Below are 16,772 nucleotides of genomic sequence, written 5' to 3'. Positions count from 1 at the left end.
ATTACCGAGAGATATAGTAACCTCTATGCCTCAAAACTAATCTATGCTTTTACAAACAGGAGGGATAAATAATGCAAAAAAGGGTTCATATAACCCAAATTTCTAATTTTTTTAACATTTAGGATTTTAATACCTTTTCTCTGTATTTCGTAGGGAGACAATTAAACTGTTTTTTAAAATTCACCTTAAAATATTTGTAATCATTAAAACCAACATCGTATGCTATTTCATTCATATTTCTATCTGTGGTTAGAATTAGGTTAGCCGCATGTTTTAATCTTATAGATCGAATGAATGCAGTAAGGGATAATCCTGTCAATGATTTTATCTTTCTATATAGAGTGGACTGACTCATGTTAAATTTGTACGTCATATTTTCAATGCCAAAATCGGTATTCTGGAGATTTGATTCTACAAAACCTATGGCTTCCCTAATAAAATCATTTTCTAAATCATCATTAGAATCTTTGTTTATTTTTTCAGAAGGCTCAAATTGAATTTTGTTAGCCATGAACTCCTTCATTCTAATTTGATTTTCAAGGATAGAAGCAATTCTGGCTTTTACAATTGCAGGGTTGAAGGGTTTATTTATATAGTCACTGGCTCCTGTATTTAAACCTTCTATTTCAAAAACTGTAGATGTTCTTGCCGTTAATAATATTATTGGAATGTGGGAAGTACTTATTTGAGATTTTAATTCTTTGCATAAAGTTATACCGTCTTTACCAGGCATCATTATATCACAAATTATTAAATCTGGAATATCTTTTAACGCTAATTCTTTCCCTTTTTTCCCACTATCAGCTAACCTTACATCATAATCCTCCTGTAAGATGTCAAACAGATAGGTAAGAATATCTGGATTGTCGTCAATAACCAACACAATATCCTTTTGTTTATTTGGGCATTTGCTGTCATTTTGTATTTGCCTAATGTCATCATAAGCACACATATTGTCCGTATGTAAAAAGGTATCATTCATTATTCCTTTATAAAGGGCGGGATCCATTCCCAATTCCACGGTAAATTTTGTGCCTTTACCCGGTTGACTTTCAACATTTATTTTCCCATTATGTAACTCAATAAGTTTTTTAGAAAAAGTTAGACCAATACCACTTCCAACCATTTTCGAAGTATTCGATGTCTTAATTTGAAAAAAGCGATCAAAGATTTTTTCCAGGTCCTCCTCGTTCATGCCGATACCTGTGTCTTTAATGGAAATTAGACATTTTTCATCTTTTTCGCTTATTTTTATTTCTATCCGATCCCCGGCGGATGAATATTTTATGGCATTAGATATAAGGTTGCATAACACTATTTCAAGTTTATTTCTGTCAAAGGGAAACCTTATTTCTTCTTGTTTTGCTTCAAATGAATATTGAATTTGTTTTTCATGAGCCAATTCTTTGAAATACAAATAAACTTCTTTAGAAAATCGAACAAAATTCCCTTCAGATGCATTCAATTTTAATAAACCATTTTCAGCTTTTCTAAAATCTAATAACTGGTTTACAAGATTTAGTAATTTATCTGCGTTTTTTTCTACAAGATTAAGTTTCTTTCGATGATGAGTAGATAATTTTGATGAATTAATTAGCTCTTTAACAGGCCCTACAATTAATGTTAATGGAGTTCTAAACTCATGTGATATATTCGTGAAAAAGTTAATTTTTGATTCGTGCAAAGCAAAATCTTTTTCTTTTTCAATTTTAGTGATTTCAAGATCTGTCTTTAGTTTTAATTGGTTACGTTTAAATTTGACGAAAAAATAAATTGGGATAGAAAGAAGAATAGTATAACTTAAAAACGCCCACCAGGTTAACCAAACAGGTCGATGAACTATAATATCCAGAACCTTTGGGGCACTCCAATCCTGGTTATTTCTTGTTGCCGAAACTTCTAGTTGGTAAGTGCCTGGAGGAAGACCGGCAAAATTAATCTGGTTTTTTTGCTGAAGATTGATCCAGTCTTCCTGATAACCTTTCAACCGATAACGATAGTTTACACTTTTAGGGTCTAAAAAATCATTTACCGAGAATCCTATGGAAAAGAAATCTTCTTCGGGTTTTAAAACTAGTTGATTGCTATAGCTGAAATTCTTTTCAAACGAACCCTCTTCTTCATGAAACTGAATTAAGTCGTTATTAATTCGAAGAGTAGAAAAAATTACATCTGGAAGTTTTTCAAAGCTGTTAATCTTTTTAGGATCAAAGAAAGTCACGTTATCCATCCCTCCGAAATAAATCATTTTATTGGAGTGGTTATAGACACTTCGATTATTAAAAGAGGAAGTCAGAATTCCTGAAATTTTACCATAATTTATGAAGCTATTTTTATCTGGTATATACTTTACGATATTTGAAACAGAACTAAACCAAATGTTATTCTCACTATCAGAGGTTAAGGAAGAAATAAAGTCATTTCTAAGTCCATCATCCAAGGTTAATTTTTTTTCAATGCTCAATGCATTATTTTCAACATTATATCTTAACCCATAAAGACCACTGGGTGTACCCATCCAAATCATCTCTTCCTTTAAGTGTAAAGTATTTATGATAACGCTCGGAATACTATCCTCCAATAATTGGCTTTGATGCTGAATTCTTCCAGTATTTTGGTTGTACGAATGAAGTCCATTATATGTACTTATCCATATTCTTCCATTATTATCACCTACAATTGCTGTAATTCGATTACTTTTTAAAGAATTTTCTTTTCCAGCCTCATCTCTATAATTTTGATAGGCCATATTAGAATTTAACTGCTGGAGGGGTACAATAACCATTCCCAGTTGTTGGGTACCAATAAACAGCTGTTCTTTTTGATTAATATAAAAACAGGTAACCTTTTTAAATTGATGGTTTTCGAATATTATTTTTTTATCATTTAGATTATAGATATAGAAACCGTCTTCCGTGCCTATGAAAATATTATTTTCATATCTGTAAAATGAGAATATTTTAGTTGGTGGGATGCCTTCCAGAGGCTGGAGGGATGAAAATTTTTCTCCCAAAAAAGCACCACTTTTTAGTGTGCCCAGGAATATTTGATTTTCATCTTTGTATATACTGGTGATATTGAGACCTCCTTTAAAAACAGAGGGATTAAAATCTGTGGTTCTTGTTAAATTATTAAATCCTTTGCCTGGAATTAACTTTACTACGCCGGCATTAGCTGTACCTATCCAAATTTGACCACTTGGATCACAGTGTATAGACAACACATTATTATAGTTGGTTTCAATCTCATGGCTTTTAGGAGGTGAAATTTTTATTTTTTTAAAACCCTCTATTGTTGTATTGCTCCGGTACATTCCATTTCCCCAGGTTCCTATCCAAATTCTATTTTTATTATCCTTGGTTAAAGTATTCCGGTAACCGTCCCCGGCGATTCCGGTGTTGATGCTGTCTAAGTTAGTAGTATTATAGTCAAAAAAGTAGAGGTTCGGATTTGCAGAAGAGCTTGTAAACCATAAGCGATTGCGGTAGTTGTCATATGAAAAATCAAAGATATGGTTTGCAAAGCGAAAGGTTTTTACAACCTCAAGATCATAATTGTAACTATCTATTTGTCTTAGGTGCGAAACCCACATTTCACTTTTATTAGCCTTCTGTATTGCCCATATAGTAGAATATGATTTTTGTATAAAGACGAGTTTTTCTTTTTGTACATCAATTACAAATAAACCATGACCCCAGGTCCCAATCCATATATAACCATTACTGTCTTCTGAAATTGCCGTTACTCTTACATCACCTTCATTATTTATATCAATGAGATGATTGAGACTTTTCATATTGCCATATTTGGGATTAATATAAGATATGCCTCCACTTTTAGTTCCTATCCAAATTCTATTTTTAGAATCTCTAAAAAGTGTTTCAATATTTTCGTTCCCTAATTCTTTATATCCTAAAAATGGTTTTATGTATTCTAAATTATCTCCATTCGTTTTGGTTATTCCATTTTCAGTGCCTATCCATTTATTATTTAAGTCGTCACTTATTATTGAGGTAACAAAATTGTGTGACAAACCATCTTCCGTGCTGAAATATTCGAAAGTGTAATCATTATTATTTTGGGAAAATAGAGTGTGACAGCAAACTAATAGTAAAAAGGCTATCGATCTTTTCAAACGTGTTTATTTAAATTTTAGGTCATAATTTAGTAAAATTTCTCTCTAAAATTTGAATGTAAACCTTGTATTTGGTGATTTGACCAAATAATACCTCTAATTGATTAATTTGTCACCCCTTTAGATATACAGAGTATTAATTTTACAGTTCTAAATAAACAGTATGATCAAACATATTTTATCTAATGTATGTTTTTTGTTTTTTTTCTGTGTCGCGTTAATAGCTCAGAAAGATATCAACCAAAATGAAATCCCGAATATAATTATCATATTGGCAGACGACCTCGGTTATAAGGATGTAGGTTTTAATGGGAGTATTGATATTCCTACTCCAAATATAGATAGAATTGCTAATGAAGGTGTAAAATTCAGGAATGCGTATGTTAGTTATGCTGTATGTGGTCCTAGCAGGGCTGGTCTCATAACAGGCCGATACCAGGACAGGTTTGGTTTTTCAAGAAATCCGCTTTTTGCTCCCAATGATGTAAAAATGGGATTACCCTTATCCGAACTAACATTGGCGGATGCTTTGAGCCCTGCTGGTTACAAGTCAATAGCTTTAGGTAAATGGCATTTAGGTGCCCATCCTGATTTACATCCTTTGAAAAGAGGATTCGACGATTTTTATGGTTTTCTCAGTGGGGGACATGATTATTTCCCAGAGCTCTATACGCTTAATGGTGTATATGATGCAAAAAAACAATATGATGGCTACAAAACAAAATTATTGAGAAACTATGAAAGAGTAGAAGAAAAAGAATATCTCACTGACGCACTTTCTAGAGAGGCAGTTAATTATATCGAAAAATACAAAGATCAGCCATTTTTTATGTATTTGGCTTACAATGCGCCACATACTCCTTTACAGGCTACGGAGAAGTATCTGGAACGTTTTGAAAATATAAAGAATGAAAAAAGAAAAATTTACGGAGCCATGGTAAGCGCAATGGATGATGGAGTAGGGCGTGTACTCAATAAATTGGAGGAATTAAAGATTTCCGAAAATACGATGGTGTTTTTTTTAAGTGATAACGGGGGTCCAGAAAGAGTGAATGCTTCAGACAATGGTCTGCTAAGAGGAGGGAAGGGAGATTTGTTTGAAGGAGGTGTGCATGTGCCTTTTGCGCTGCGCTGGCCGGATAAAATTGATCCAATGGTTTATGATAGTCCGGTTTCAGCCTTGGATATTTTTGCAACCGCAATAAATCCTGTAAAGAATGAAATAACTTTAAAAAATCCTCTGGACGGAGTGGATTTACTTCCATTTTTACAGGGAACAAATAATGGCATGCCCCATTCTTTTCTATTCTGGAGAAAGTACGATCAAAAATGGTCTTCAGTGAGAAAATCAGATGGTGAAAAATTATTAAAAAACCCCAAAGACACATTGCTGTTTAATTTAAAAAAAGATATCAGCGAAACAAATGAAATGAAGGATGAGGATTTGATGCATAACCTTTTGGATCAATATCAATTATGGGAGAACAATTTAAGAGATCCTGTTTTTTTGGGATTACTTCAAAATGATCTTTATAACCGGAAACATCCTGACAGATTTACTAAACCAGATTAATAATTTATGAAAAAATTGCATTTAAAACTGTTCTGTTCCTTAGCTGTTTTGGTCATTTTGGGCTGTCAAAATCAAGCTAAATTGTCCCAGGAGTCTGAATTCGATGAAATGAACGCGAAACCTAATGTGATCATTGTTTATATGGATGATCTGGGGTATGGTGATTTAAGTTCGTATGGCGCAAATACCATTCAAACGCCAAACTTCGATAAGATCGTAAACGGGGGTGTAAAATTTACTAATGGATATGCAACATCTGCTACATGTAGTCCAAGTAGATATGCTTTGTTAACAGGTCGGTATCCTTGGCGTAACGAGAATGCTAAAATCCTGCCGGGAACTGCCCCGATGCTTATAGATACTAATCAAATCACCCTTCCTAAAGTGCTTAAAAAAGCAGGCTATTACACAGGTATCATCGGCAAATGGCATTTAGGGCTTGCAGATGGTAATATTGATTGGAACCAGCAAATTAGCCCTGGCCCAAACGAAGTAGGATTTGATTATAGTTATATAATGGCCGCAACACAGGATCGGGTACCTACGGTATATATTAAAAATGGAACTGTCGAAAATTTAGAACAAGATGATCCTATAATGGTTAATTACGATGAGAATTTTGAGGGAGAACCAACCGGATTGGATAATCCGGAACTTGTAGAAATGAAGTGGCATCACGGACACAATAATAGTATAGTTAATGGAATCCCGCGAATAGGTTATATGAAGGGTGGTGAAAAAGCTAAATGGGACGATAAAGATATGGCCTATACTTTTCTTGAGGAGGTAAAAAGCTTTATTGGAAGAAATAAGGAAAAACCTTTCTTTCTTTATTACGCCATGCAGCAACCACATGTTCCAAGAACCCCCGCTCCGGAGTTTGTTGGTAAATCTGGAATGGGACCACGAGGAGATGTAATTCTTGAAGCCGACTGGTGTGTAGGTGAATTATTGAAAACTCTAAAAGAACAAGAATTATTGGAGAATACCTTGATCGTCTTTACAAGTGATAATGGTCCTGTACTCAACGATGGCTATTATGATGACGCAGTAGAGAAACTCGGTGATCATGATCCTGCCGGAGGGCTTAGAGGCGGAAAGTACAGCCTTTACGAAGCAGGTACTAGAGTTCCTTTTGCCACATATTGGAAGGGACGTATTGAGCCCACTACGAATAATGCTATAGTATCGCAAGTTGATTTGCTGTCTTCAATTTCGCATTTGGTAGGAATAAATTTGCAATCAGAAGATAGTCAGAATCTAAAGAATGTTTTACTTGGGGAAAGTTCACAAGGGAGAGAATCGGTTATTTTGGAAGCCACGGGCAGAACCGCCCTGAGATCTGGGGATTATATTCTTATACCGCCTTATAAAGGTGCTGCCGTTTCCCAACACGTAAATATTGAATTGGGTAATAGTATGGATTACCAGCTGTACAATATAAAATCAGACCCTGGTCAGTCTGAAAATTTGGTGGAGAGCCAACCTGAGAAACTAGAGGAAATGATTGCTCAATTTAAGGAAATAAGAGGGGAGATTAATTCTGAAGCTGAACCTTTAGAATTGAAGTAGCAGGCGTGATGAAGAATTTTCTGACATATACAGCTACTTCTGTATCGTCGACTACTAAGATCATTAAAGATTCTATTCAAGACATGTAGAAAATGGAAAAGTCAGGAGGAATTCAGACAGGCTTTGTATGACGAGCGTAAATTTGAATTAGCCGGGGAAGGACAACGTAGAATGGATTTGATTAGGTGGGGAATTCTAGTCGAGACTGTGAAAAATACAGAGTACAGACCTTTTCATAATCCTGGCGTAAATATTCAGCCAAAATATGTGTTATTGCCAATACCTGAGGATCAGATATTATTAAATCCTAATTTACTGGAATCTGATCCATCCAATAATGGTTACAGGTAAAAAATGATATATGTGTTTGTTTAATTTTTATCAAAGAGAATTCTCCGGAATTTCAATCTTGAAATAGTTAGGAATAGTCAATTAGTTGGAAGATCTGACATTCATTTTGAGTATTTGGATTAGTCAGTACAAATTAAGAATTCCGGAGTTCAATTCTCTTTTCAGAAGTTAAAATAGAATGATCTATAGCCTTATAAAATGGTTTGGTTGTTTGATTAAATAAAATAACAGGTTTACCTATAAAACCTGTGTTCCCAAAATTGAAAAATGAAAAAAATCTATCTTCTACTTATTATAATTATTACGATTTCCTGTCAGGAAAAATCGCCTGAAAAGCCTGTATATATAGCTAAAAAATGGGAGAATCCCGAATGGGAAAATCCGGAGATCTTTCAGATAAACCGGGAAGAACCTACGGCTACATTTTATAGGTATCCCGATGAAAATGAGGCGCTTTCCGATGATGGCTGGGAGAATTCTTCTTTTTATAAATCCTTGAATGGTACCTGGGACTTCTATTATGCAGATAGCGTTCAGGCAAGACCAGCCGAATTTTATAAAACTGATTTTAGTACTCAGGGTTGGGATACAATAAGTGTTCCTTCCAACTGGGAAATGCAGGGATTTGGAATCCCAATCTACACGAATGTAAAATATGTCTTTCCTAATAATCCGCCCTACATCCAACATGACCTCAATAATGTTGGAACTTACAAACGCACCTTTACAATACCTGAAGAATTGAGGTCAAAAGATATTCATCTTCATTTTGCAGGCGTAAGCGGTGCTATGTATGTCTATGTAAATGGAAAACAGGTTGGGTACAACGAAGGAAGTAAGACACCGGCCCAGTTCGATATTACTGAATATGTAAAGGAAGGTGAAAATGACCTTTCTGTACAGGTCTTACGCTGGTCAGATGGCAGTTATATGGAAGACCAGGATTTCTGGAGACTTAGCGGGATAGAAAGGGATGTTTACCTGATGGCTACCAATAAGGTCTATTTACATGATTTTAGAGTAGGTCAGGACCTGGTGAATAATTATAAAGATGGAAATTTTAGTCTTGATTTGGAGATAGTGAATAAAACTGGAGATCCTGTTAAGAAAAATATAGAAGTTAAACTTCTTAATGGAAAAGAAGAGATTGCGACCTTATCAAAAGATGTAATTGCTGAACCGGGAAATACTATGCTCAGTCTGCAGGAAACCATAAAAAATGTAAAAGCCTGGACCGCAGAAACTCCAAATCTTTATAAACTGGTTATCAGTTTGGCCGATGATCAGGGAACTAATGAAGTTACTGCGCTGAATGCAGGTTTTAGAAATATAGAGATTAAGAATAGTCAGTTCCTGGTGAACGGTCAGCCCGTCTTACTAAAGGGAGTGAATCTTCATGATCATGATGAAGAGACTGGCCATGTTATAAGCAAAGAGCTTACTATAAAGGATCTTAGGTTGATGAAGGAAAACAATGTGAATGCAATCCGTTGTAGTCATTATCCAAAAAACCCATTTTTCTATAGTCTTTGCGATCAATATGGATTCTATGTGATTGATGAGGCAAATATCGAAACTCATGGTATGGGAACTACCAACCAGGGACTTGATAATAATGAAAAAGCAAAGTCTGTGCATCCCGCTTACCTTCCTGAATGGAAAGAAATGCATCTGGACCGGACTATACGTATGTTCGAGCGCGATAAGAATTATCCTTCTATAGTAACATGGTCTTTAGGAAATGAGGCTGGAAATGGCGATAACTTCTTTGCTACCTACGCCTGGTTAAAAGAACATGATTCCACTAGGCCAACTCAATATGAAGGAGCTACCGGTTATGAGAATACCGATATCCAAGCGCCAATGTACATGCGTATTCCGGGAATGATCAAATATGCTGAGAACAATCCGAAAAGACCTTTGATCTTATGTGAATATTCACACGCAATGGGGAATAGTCTTGGTAACTTCCAGGATTACTGGGATGTGATCGAAAAATACGAGGTAATGCAGGGAGGATTTATTTGGGACTGGGTAGACCAGGGACTGCTTGCAAAAACAGAGAACGGAGAAGAGTACTGGGGCTATGGAGGGGATTTTGGCGCTTCTGAGATCCAGAACGATAAGAATTTCTGCCTTAACGGAATTGTAAATCCGGACAGGACACCTCATCCGGGACTTGCCGAACTTAAAAAAGTATATCAACATATAAAATTCAATAACGGCAATATTTTAAACGGTACCGTAGAAGTTGAGAATGGCTATTTCTTCAAGGATTTAAGTGATTTTGATTTCTCATGGGAACTGTTCGAGAACGGTCAATCTCTTGCCAGTGGCGAAATTGGACAAATTTCACTGGCACCTCAGGAATCAAAAACTATAAAACTTGACCTTCCTGAAATCAATTCTGGGAATAATGAATATGCTTTGAATGTTTACGCCAAAACCAATAAAGAACTTCCTTTGCTTCACAAAAATCACGTGTTGGCCTACGAGCAATTCGTAACGGGGAAATATATACCTGAACTTAAAAATTCTTCTAATGGATCATTGGAAATTGCGGTTTCAGATTCTCTATTATCTATAGGTGCAGAGGCTATCAAGGTAAGTTTTGATAAGGCCTCAGGGAAACTGATAGGTCTTAATTACGGAAATGGGAATCTAATTCTTGAAGGACTCAAGCCAAATTATTGGAGAGCTCCTACCGATAATGATTTTGGATTTAAGATGCCAAGGAAAATGGCTGAATGGAAAAAAGCTACTCATGATCAGCAACTTTCAGAATTGAGCATTCTAGTTGATGGAAGATCAATGGATGTTACTGAAATCACGGAAAAGATCAGTGGTGTGAAAGTGGAAATTTTAGCTAAATATAAACTGGCCGGTGATCTTGGTAGTACCGTAATGAGTTATGAAATTGATTCAGATGGTACCGTGAAGGTTTCCCATGAGCTGAAAAAGGTAAAAAAGGAGGTGTCAAAACTTCCTCGCTTTGGTAGTAATATAATTCTTAAAGCCGAGTATAATAAGGTTAACTGGTACGGTAAGGGACCCCATGAAAATTATATAGACAGGAATACCGCTGCTCTTCTTGGGGTTTATGAAGCCAGTGTGGAAGAATTATATTTTCCATATGCCAGACCTCAGGAAAATGGTTACAGAACAGGAGCGCGTTGGGTTACTTTCACAAATGCTGAAGGAAATGGCATTGAGATTATCGGTGAAGAGCCGATTGGTTTTAGTGCTCATCATCAGTATCAATCCGATTTTGATGCGGGAGAAACTAAAGCTCAGCGTCATACCACTGATGTTCCTCAACGTGACTTCGTAAGCGTGAATCTGGATGATAAGCAAATGGGTGTTGGTGGAGATACCAGCTGGGGTGCACAGCCACATGATAAATACCAGATAGAACCGGAAAATATGTCTTATGCTTATTTCATAAAACCGGTAAAATGATAAGACAATAAAGATTATTGTTAAATGGGACTATTAAAAAAAATAAGGATTAATTCCGTCATTTTAGTGATGACATTTCTATTGCAGGGATGCATTATGTTTGGGCAGAATTTCGCCTATAATTCCTTTGTTCCTGGTGAGTTATGGAAAGATAACAAAGGAACTCACATCAACGCTCATGGCGGTGGAATATTATTTAAGAACGATACATATTTCTGGTTTGGAGAACATAAAGGATCCACGAATAATGCTCAGGTTGGAGTTAAAGTTTACAGTTCAAAAGACCTTTACAACTGGAAAGATGAAGGAGTGGCTCTTTCGGTTTCCAAAGATCCTGATTCTGAGATTACAGCAGGTAGTGTTATGGAAAGACCCAAGGTGGTTTTTAATGAGAAAACTGGGAAATATGTAATGTGGTTTCATTTAGAATTGAAGGGGCAGGGATACGAAGCAGCCAGAACAGGAGTTGCCGTAAGCGAACATGTAACCGGTCCTTATCAATACCTAAAATCCTTTAGGCCGAATGCAGGTCTCTGGCCGGAAAACTTTAAGGAGGACTGGAGACAACCAAAGCCTGGGCTGGATTCTTTAAGATGGCATTCAGATCCCTGGCATGAGGCCTTAAAAAAGGGATATTTTGTTAGAAGAGATTTCGAAAAGGGCCAGATGGCAAGAGATATGACAGTTTTTGTAGATGATGACGGAACTGCTTACCATATCCATTCTTCTGAAGAAAATCAAACCCTACACATTTCAGAATTAACAGACGATTATCTTGATTTTACCGGAAAGTATGTTAGGGTGCAGCCTGATGGTCAGAATGAGGCTCCGGCCATATTTAAATATCAGGATACTTATTATATGATCACTTCGGACCTAACCGGATGGAGGCCTAACGCGGCTCGGTCCTTTAAGGCCGATTCTGTTCTTGGACCTTGGAAACCTCTGGGGAATCCGGTTAGAGGAACAGAAGAGGATAAGAAAAGAACATTTTCATCACAGAGTACTTTTATACTACCCGTTCAGGGAAAAAATGGTGCTTTTATTTTTATGGCAGACCGCTGGCGACCTGAAGATCCTATAGACGGCAGGTATATATGGCTTCCTGTTCATTTCGAGGAGGGCAAGCCAGTACTTAAATGGTATGATGAATGGGATCTGGATTTTTTTGATCAAAAAGAAAATGAATAAATAAAAAACTAATAAGTATATGTTTATAGAGAGATTTAATTTCTTGAAGACTTTCACTAACCGTCTTTGCTTACTTGCGCTGTTATTTCTTTCAGTTGCCTGTAGAGCCCAGTCTGATACCAATAAAAAGCTGGCAAAAAAAAAACCAAATATTATTTATGTAATGGCAGATGACCTTGGCTATGGAGATCTTGGAGTCTATGGCCAGGAAAAGATTAAGACCCCTAATATAGATCAAATGGCTTTAGAAGGCATAAAATTTAACCGGCATTATGCGGGCTCTACGGTATGCATGCCTTCCCGCGCCTCTCTTATGACCGGTTTCCATATGGGACATAGTACTGTGAGAGGAAATCCCAGATGGACGGCTAGCGGTAAACCCATAGACATTCGCCCCGGAGATGTAACTGTAGCCGAGGAGCTGAAACGTGCAGGATATAATACAGCCATCATAGGTAAATGGGGACTTGCGGAAGCCGACACGAAAAGTATGCCGCTAAATCAGGGCTTCGATTATTTCTTTGGTTATAGAAAGCATAAAACCGCACACCATTACTATCCAGATACTCTTTATGAGAATAATAAACCCTTTTATACAGGTAATATGACCCACGAGAAGATAGGTGTTTATTCTCACGATCTTTTTGTGAATAAAGCTTTGCAGTACGTTAAGGAGAAAAAGGATGTGCCATTTTTCCTTTATCTGGCCTTTACCCTTCCTCATTATGAATTAACGGTTCCTGAAGAATCCAAGGAGCCCTACAAAAGGAAGAATTGGGAAGAAAGGACCTTAAAATCCAGAAAAGGAGGCTATCAACATGATGAGGATGGAAATGCAACTTACGCAGGAATGGTTTCCAGGATGGATCGCGATATGGGACGCCTTTTTGCTTTACTGAAATCACTCAACATTGATGAAAATACCCTAGTGATTTTCACCAGTGATAATGGCCATGAATATGACAGAGGCTTCTTTAATAGTAATGGAGTATTTAAAGGTCATAAAAGAGACCTTTACGAAGGAGGGATAAGAATTCCTTTTATCGCCAGATGGCCAAGACAGATCACCCCCGGTTCAGAGACCGATCATATTTCGGCTTTCTGGGATTTTCTTCCAACGGCCTGCGATATTGCCGGAATAGATCCTACCGAAAAGGATCTTGACGGGATCTCCTATTTACCAACTCTTTTAGGAGAACCTGGTCAGAAAAAACATGAGTATTTATACTGGGAATTCAATGAATGGGAAGGACCTATTCAGGCTATTCGAAAGGGGAAATGGAAAGCGATAAGGATCCTGAATAAACCGGTGGAACTCTATGACCTGGAAACCGATAAAAGAGAAGAGCATGATCTTGCTGCCGAACATCCCGAAATTGTAGCTGAAATGGAAGCTCTTTTCAATGAAGCACGTACCGATGACCCTAACTTTGTACTTAAATTTCACCCTCGATTAAAAAAATAGTCATGAAAAATTTAGTTTTTTATTTAACAATTCTTCTAATAGCCGGTTGTAAAGGAAAGGAAACCTCCGACACAATTGAAGTTGCCGAAACCGATTACAATATTCTCTGGATAATAGCCGATGATCTGGGAACGGATATCGGAGCCTTTGGAACTGATGTTTACACTCCCAATCTGGACCGTCTGGCTTCAGAATCGGTAGTGTACAAGAAAATGTTTACTACCACTGCTGTATGCTCGGCCAGCCGCTCAGGTATAATTACCGGGATGTACCCGGTGAGTATTGATGCTCACCAACACCGTACAAGTTATAAAAAGGAACTACCGGACAGTATTCAACCAATTACCGAATATTTTAAAGAAGCTGGTTATTTTGTGAGCAATGGAAATGGAAATCCAAAGGCCAAAGGAGGCAAGACCGATTATAATTTTAAATACAAAGCCAGTGAGATGTATGATGGCGGTCACTGGAGACAAAGACCAGACAGTAGTAAGTTCTTTTCTCAGGTGCAGATCTTTTTGCCACACCGTCCTTTCCATCACGATAGTCTTCATCCGGTTAACCCGGATAAGGTGAAAATACCACCATATTATCCGGACCATCCCTTAATCAGAAAGGATTGGGCAATGTACCTGGAAACCGTTCAGCTTGCCGATCGTCAGGTTGGAGAAATCCTGGACCAACTGGAAGAGGATGGCTTGCTAGATAAAACCATAATATTCTTTTTTGGTGATCAGGGAAGACCGCATGCCAGAGCAAAACAATTTTTATATGATCCCGGGACCAATACTCCTTTCATGGTAAGATGGCCTGACGGAAAAGGAGCTGGAAGCGTTTCAGAAGAACTTGTAAGCAATATAGATATTCCCTTTTCTACATTGAAACTGGCGGGTATAGAACCGCCGTCCCATATGCAGGGGCAGGATTTTCTATTCGAAGATGTAGAAAGAGATTATGTGTTTACCATGCGTGATAGAAGGGATGAGACAGAAGACCGTATAAGGGCGGTGCGAAGCGATAAATTCAAATACATACATAATTATTTTCCAGACAAACCTTATACTCAGGCTAATGTGTATAAGGAAATGCGTTATCCGGCTTTGCCTCTACTAAGGTTTTTGGATAAGCAGGGAAAACTTAACGCGGATCAGAAAAGATTTATAAGTGACGAGCGCCCTGAAGAGGAATTTTATGACCTGAGCAAAGACCCTTATGAGGTGAATAATCTTGCCGAGTCTGAAACTTATCGGGATGAGCTTAAAAAATACAGGGATATTCTAAACGATTGGGTGGCGAAATATGATCTGGGCACCTACCCTGAGGATCGCGATGAAATTAAAGCGGCAGAAGAAAATGCGATGTCGAGAAGATCTAATATGCTGAAAGAAAGAGGCCTGCCAGAAGATTATACAGATGAGCAAATGGTAAATTACTGGATGAAAGAATTAAACATAAAGAATGATACGGAATAAAAACTTTGGTTATATGCTGATTCTGGTGGCAATGATTTTATGCACCGGGATTACCCATGCGCAGGCACCGGTCCAGGAAAAACCCAACATCTTACTAATTATAGCCGATGATCTTGGATATACAGATCTTGGAGTTTACGGAAGTTCATTTTATGAGACTCCCAATCTCGATCGTCTGGCAAGAGATGGCGTTATCTTTACAGATGGTTATGCCAATTGTCCGGTTTGTTCGCCCTCAAGGGCCAGTATACAAACGGGTAAATATCCTGTAAAAACGGGTGTCACAGACTGGATTAAGGGCAGAAAAGCTTACAAGGGGACCACTCCTAATGATCGTTGGATAGTTCCCGATACCGATTATGAACTCAAACTTGAAGAGACTACCATAGCCGAGGCCTTGAAACCTAATGGCTATTCCACTGCATTTATTGGGAAATGGCATCTGGGTGAAACCGAAGAATTCTGGCCCGAATTTCAGGGTTATAATATCAACATAGCGGGTTGGTCTAAAGGCAGTCCTAATAAAAGCGGAGATGCTAATGGATATTTCTCGCCCTACGGAAATCCCCGACTAAAAGACGGACCGGTGGGTGAACACCTGCCAGACAGGTTGACTTCAGAAACTATTTCCATACTTCAGAACAGAGATAATAGCAAACCTTTTTTTGTTTGTCTCTCCTATTATTCGGTTCATGGACCGTTGATGGCAAAAGAAAAAGATATAGATGATTACCGGGATAAACGGGAAATTATGGGAATCACCCAGGATGAAGAGTTCCTGAAAGATCAGGAGTGGATGAAGGCCGCAAGCGGAAATCCGAAAGAATATAAGGAACGGATAAAACAAGCTAATCCAACCTATGCAGCCATGGTGAGGTCTTTAGATGAAAACGTGGGAAGAATTATTTCATACCTGAAGGAAAATGGGGAGTATAATCATACTTTAATCGTATTTATATCAGATAACGGGGGACTTTCTACCAAGGAAGGATCGCCTACTTCCAATTTGCCTCTTTCAAAAGGAAAAGGGTGGACCTATGAAGGGGGCATAAGAGTTCCGTTTTTTATTAAACAACCCGACCAAACAAGAGGTATTGTAAGCCATGTGCCAATAACCGGTGCCGATATTTTTCCCACTTTACTACAGTATGCGGGTGTAAAAAATACCTATTCCGATATCGATGGAATGGACCTGTCTTTAATCCTTAACGGACAAAATCCAGAAGATCCAAGACCGCTTTTCTTTCATTATCCACATTACGGAAATCAGGGAGGAAATCCGGCAAGTGCGGTTAGATATGGTGATCTAAAACTTATCCATGATCTTGAACTGGATGCATATGAGCTATATGATCTGGAGAATGATATAAGTGAAAAAAATAACCTTATTGAAGAGTTACCCGAAAAAGCGGAAATGATGAAGTTAATGCTATCTAACTGGCTCGATAAAAATTATGACAGGGAACTCAAGCCAAATCCTGAGTGGACAGAAATTGATAAAACATTAGAAACCACCAATTAAAGATGAATTTTTTCGGTATGGATCATAGAGAA

At 37.5% G+C, this 16,772-nt stretch carries 9 protein-coding genes; 8 read left to right on the top strand and 1 reads right to left on the bottom strand.

The window, feature by feature from the left end:
- Positions 1 to 118 precede the first annotated feature (118 nt).
- Entirely contained in the window at positions 119 to 4,135 is a 4,017-nt protein-coding gene (locus LU635_RS13030) for a hybrid sensor histidine kinase/response regulator transcription factor (RefSeq protein WP_240099933.1), read from the bottom strand.
- Positions 4,136 to 4,298: 163 nt separating this feature from the next.
- Between LU635_RS13030 and LU635_RS13025 the strand changes: the two genes are divergently transcribed.
- The 8 genes from LU635_RS13025 (at position 4,299) to LU635_RS12990 (ending at position 16,740) form a co-directional block, all read left to right on the top strand.
- Positions 4,299 to 5,708 carry a sulfatase-like hydrolase/transferase gene (locus tag LU635_RS13025; RefSeq protein ID WP_255749834.1) on the top strand — a complete coding sequence of 470 codons (1,410 nt, stop codon included), beginning with the start codon at positions 4,299 to 4,301 and terminating at the stop codon, positions 5,706 to 5,708.
- Positions 5,709 to 5,714: 6 nt separating this feature from the next.
- Positions 5,715 to 7,280 (top strand): sulfatase family protein, encoded by a 1,566-nt coding sequence (locus LU635_RS13020; RefSeq protein ID WP_423738494.1) that lies wholly within the window; start codon positions 5,715 to 5,717, stop codon positions 7,278 to 7,280.
- A 27-nt stretch (positions 7,281 to 7,307) separates the two neighbouring features.
- Positions 7,308 to 7,631, top strand: coding sequence for a RagB/SusD family nutrient uptake outer membrane protein (locus LU635_RS13015; protein WP_341482140.1), 324 nt, complete (start codon positions 7,308 to 7,310; stop codon positions 7,629 to 7,631).
- Between the two features lie 267 nt (positions 7,632 to 7,898).
- Positions 7,899 to 11,090, top strand: coding sequence for a beta-galactosidase, LacZ type (gene lacZ / locus LU635_RS13010; protein ID WP_240099930.1), 3,192 nt, complete (start codon positions 7,899 to 7,901; stop codon positions 11,088 to 11,090).
- 24 nt (positions 11,091 to 11,114) lie between these two features.
- Positions 11,115 to 12,281, top strand: a complete 1,167-nt coding sequence (locus LU635_RS13005; protein WP_240099929.1) for a glycoside hydrolase family 43 protein — start codon at positions 11,115 to 11,117, stop codon at positions 12,279 to 12,281.
- 19 nt (positions 12,282 to 12,300) lie between these two features.
- Positions 12,301 to 13,746: an arylsulfatase gene (locus LU635_RS13000; protein WP_240099928.1), complete on the top strand. Its 1,446-nt coding sequence runs from the start codon at positions 12,301 to 12,303 to the stop codon at positions 13,744 to 13,746.
- A 2-nt stretch (positions 13,747 to 13,748) separates the two neighbouring features.
- Entirely contained in the window at positions 13,749 to 15,218 is a 1,470-nt protein-coding gene (locus LU635_RS12995) for a sulfatase family protein (protein WP_240099927.1), read from the top strand.
- A complete protein-coding gene (locus tag LU635_RS12990) occupies positions 15,205 to 16,740 on the top strand; it encodes a sulfatase (RefSeq protein WP_240099925.1) in 1,536 nt (511 codons plus the stop codon). The genes LU635_RS12995 and LU635_RS12990 overlap by 14 nt, the downstream gene beginning before the upstream one ends.
- Positions 16,741 to 16,772: the final 32 nt, after the last annotated feature.

The sequence above is a fragment of the Christiangramia crocea genome (genome assembly GCF_022410465.1).
Classification (GTDB): Bacteria; Bacteroidota; Bacteroidia; order Flavobacteriales; family Flavobacteriaceae; genus Christiangramia; species Christiangramia crocea.
Note: the sequence above shows the minus strand (reverse complement) of the source record. Positions and strands in the feature narration are given on the sequence as shown.

Excerpts from the sequence above, each read along its gene's own strand:
- LU635_RS13020 (WP_423738494.1), top strand. The coding sequence starts at position 5,715 with ATGAAAAAATTGCATTTAAAACTGTTCTGTTCCTTAGCTGTTTTGGTC.
- lacZ (WP_240099930.1), top strand. The coding sequence starts at position 7,899 with ATGAAAAAAATCTATCTTCTACTTATTATAATTATTACGATTTCCTGT.
- LU635_RS13005 (WP_240099929.1), top strand. The coding sequence starts at position 11,115 with ATGGGACTATTAAAAAAAATAAGGATTAATTCCGTCATTTTAGTGATG.
- LU635_RS12995 (WP_240099927.1), top strand. The coding sequence starts at position 13,749 with ATGAAAAATTTAGTTTTTTATTTAACAATTCTTCTAATAGCCGGTTGT.
- LU635_RS12990 (WP_240099925.1), top strand. The coding sequence starts at position 15,205 with ATGATACGGAATAAAAACTTTGGTTATATGCTGATTCTGGTGGCAATG.
- LU635_RS13000 (WP_240099928.1), top strand. The coding sequence starts at position 12,301 with ATGTTTATAGAGAGATTTAATTTCTTGAAGACTTTCACTAACCGTCTT.
- LU635_RS13025 (WP_255749834.1), top strand. The coding sequence starts at position 4,299 with ATGATCAAACATATTTTATCTAATGTATGTTTTTTGTTTTTTTTCTGT.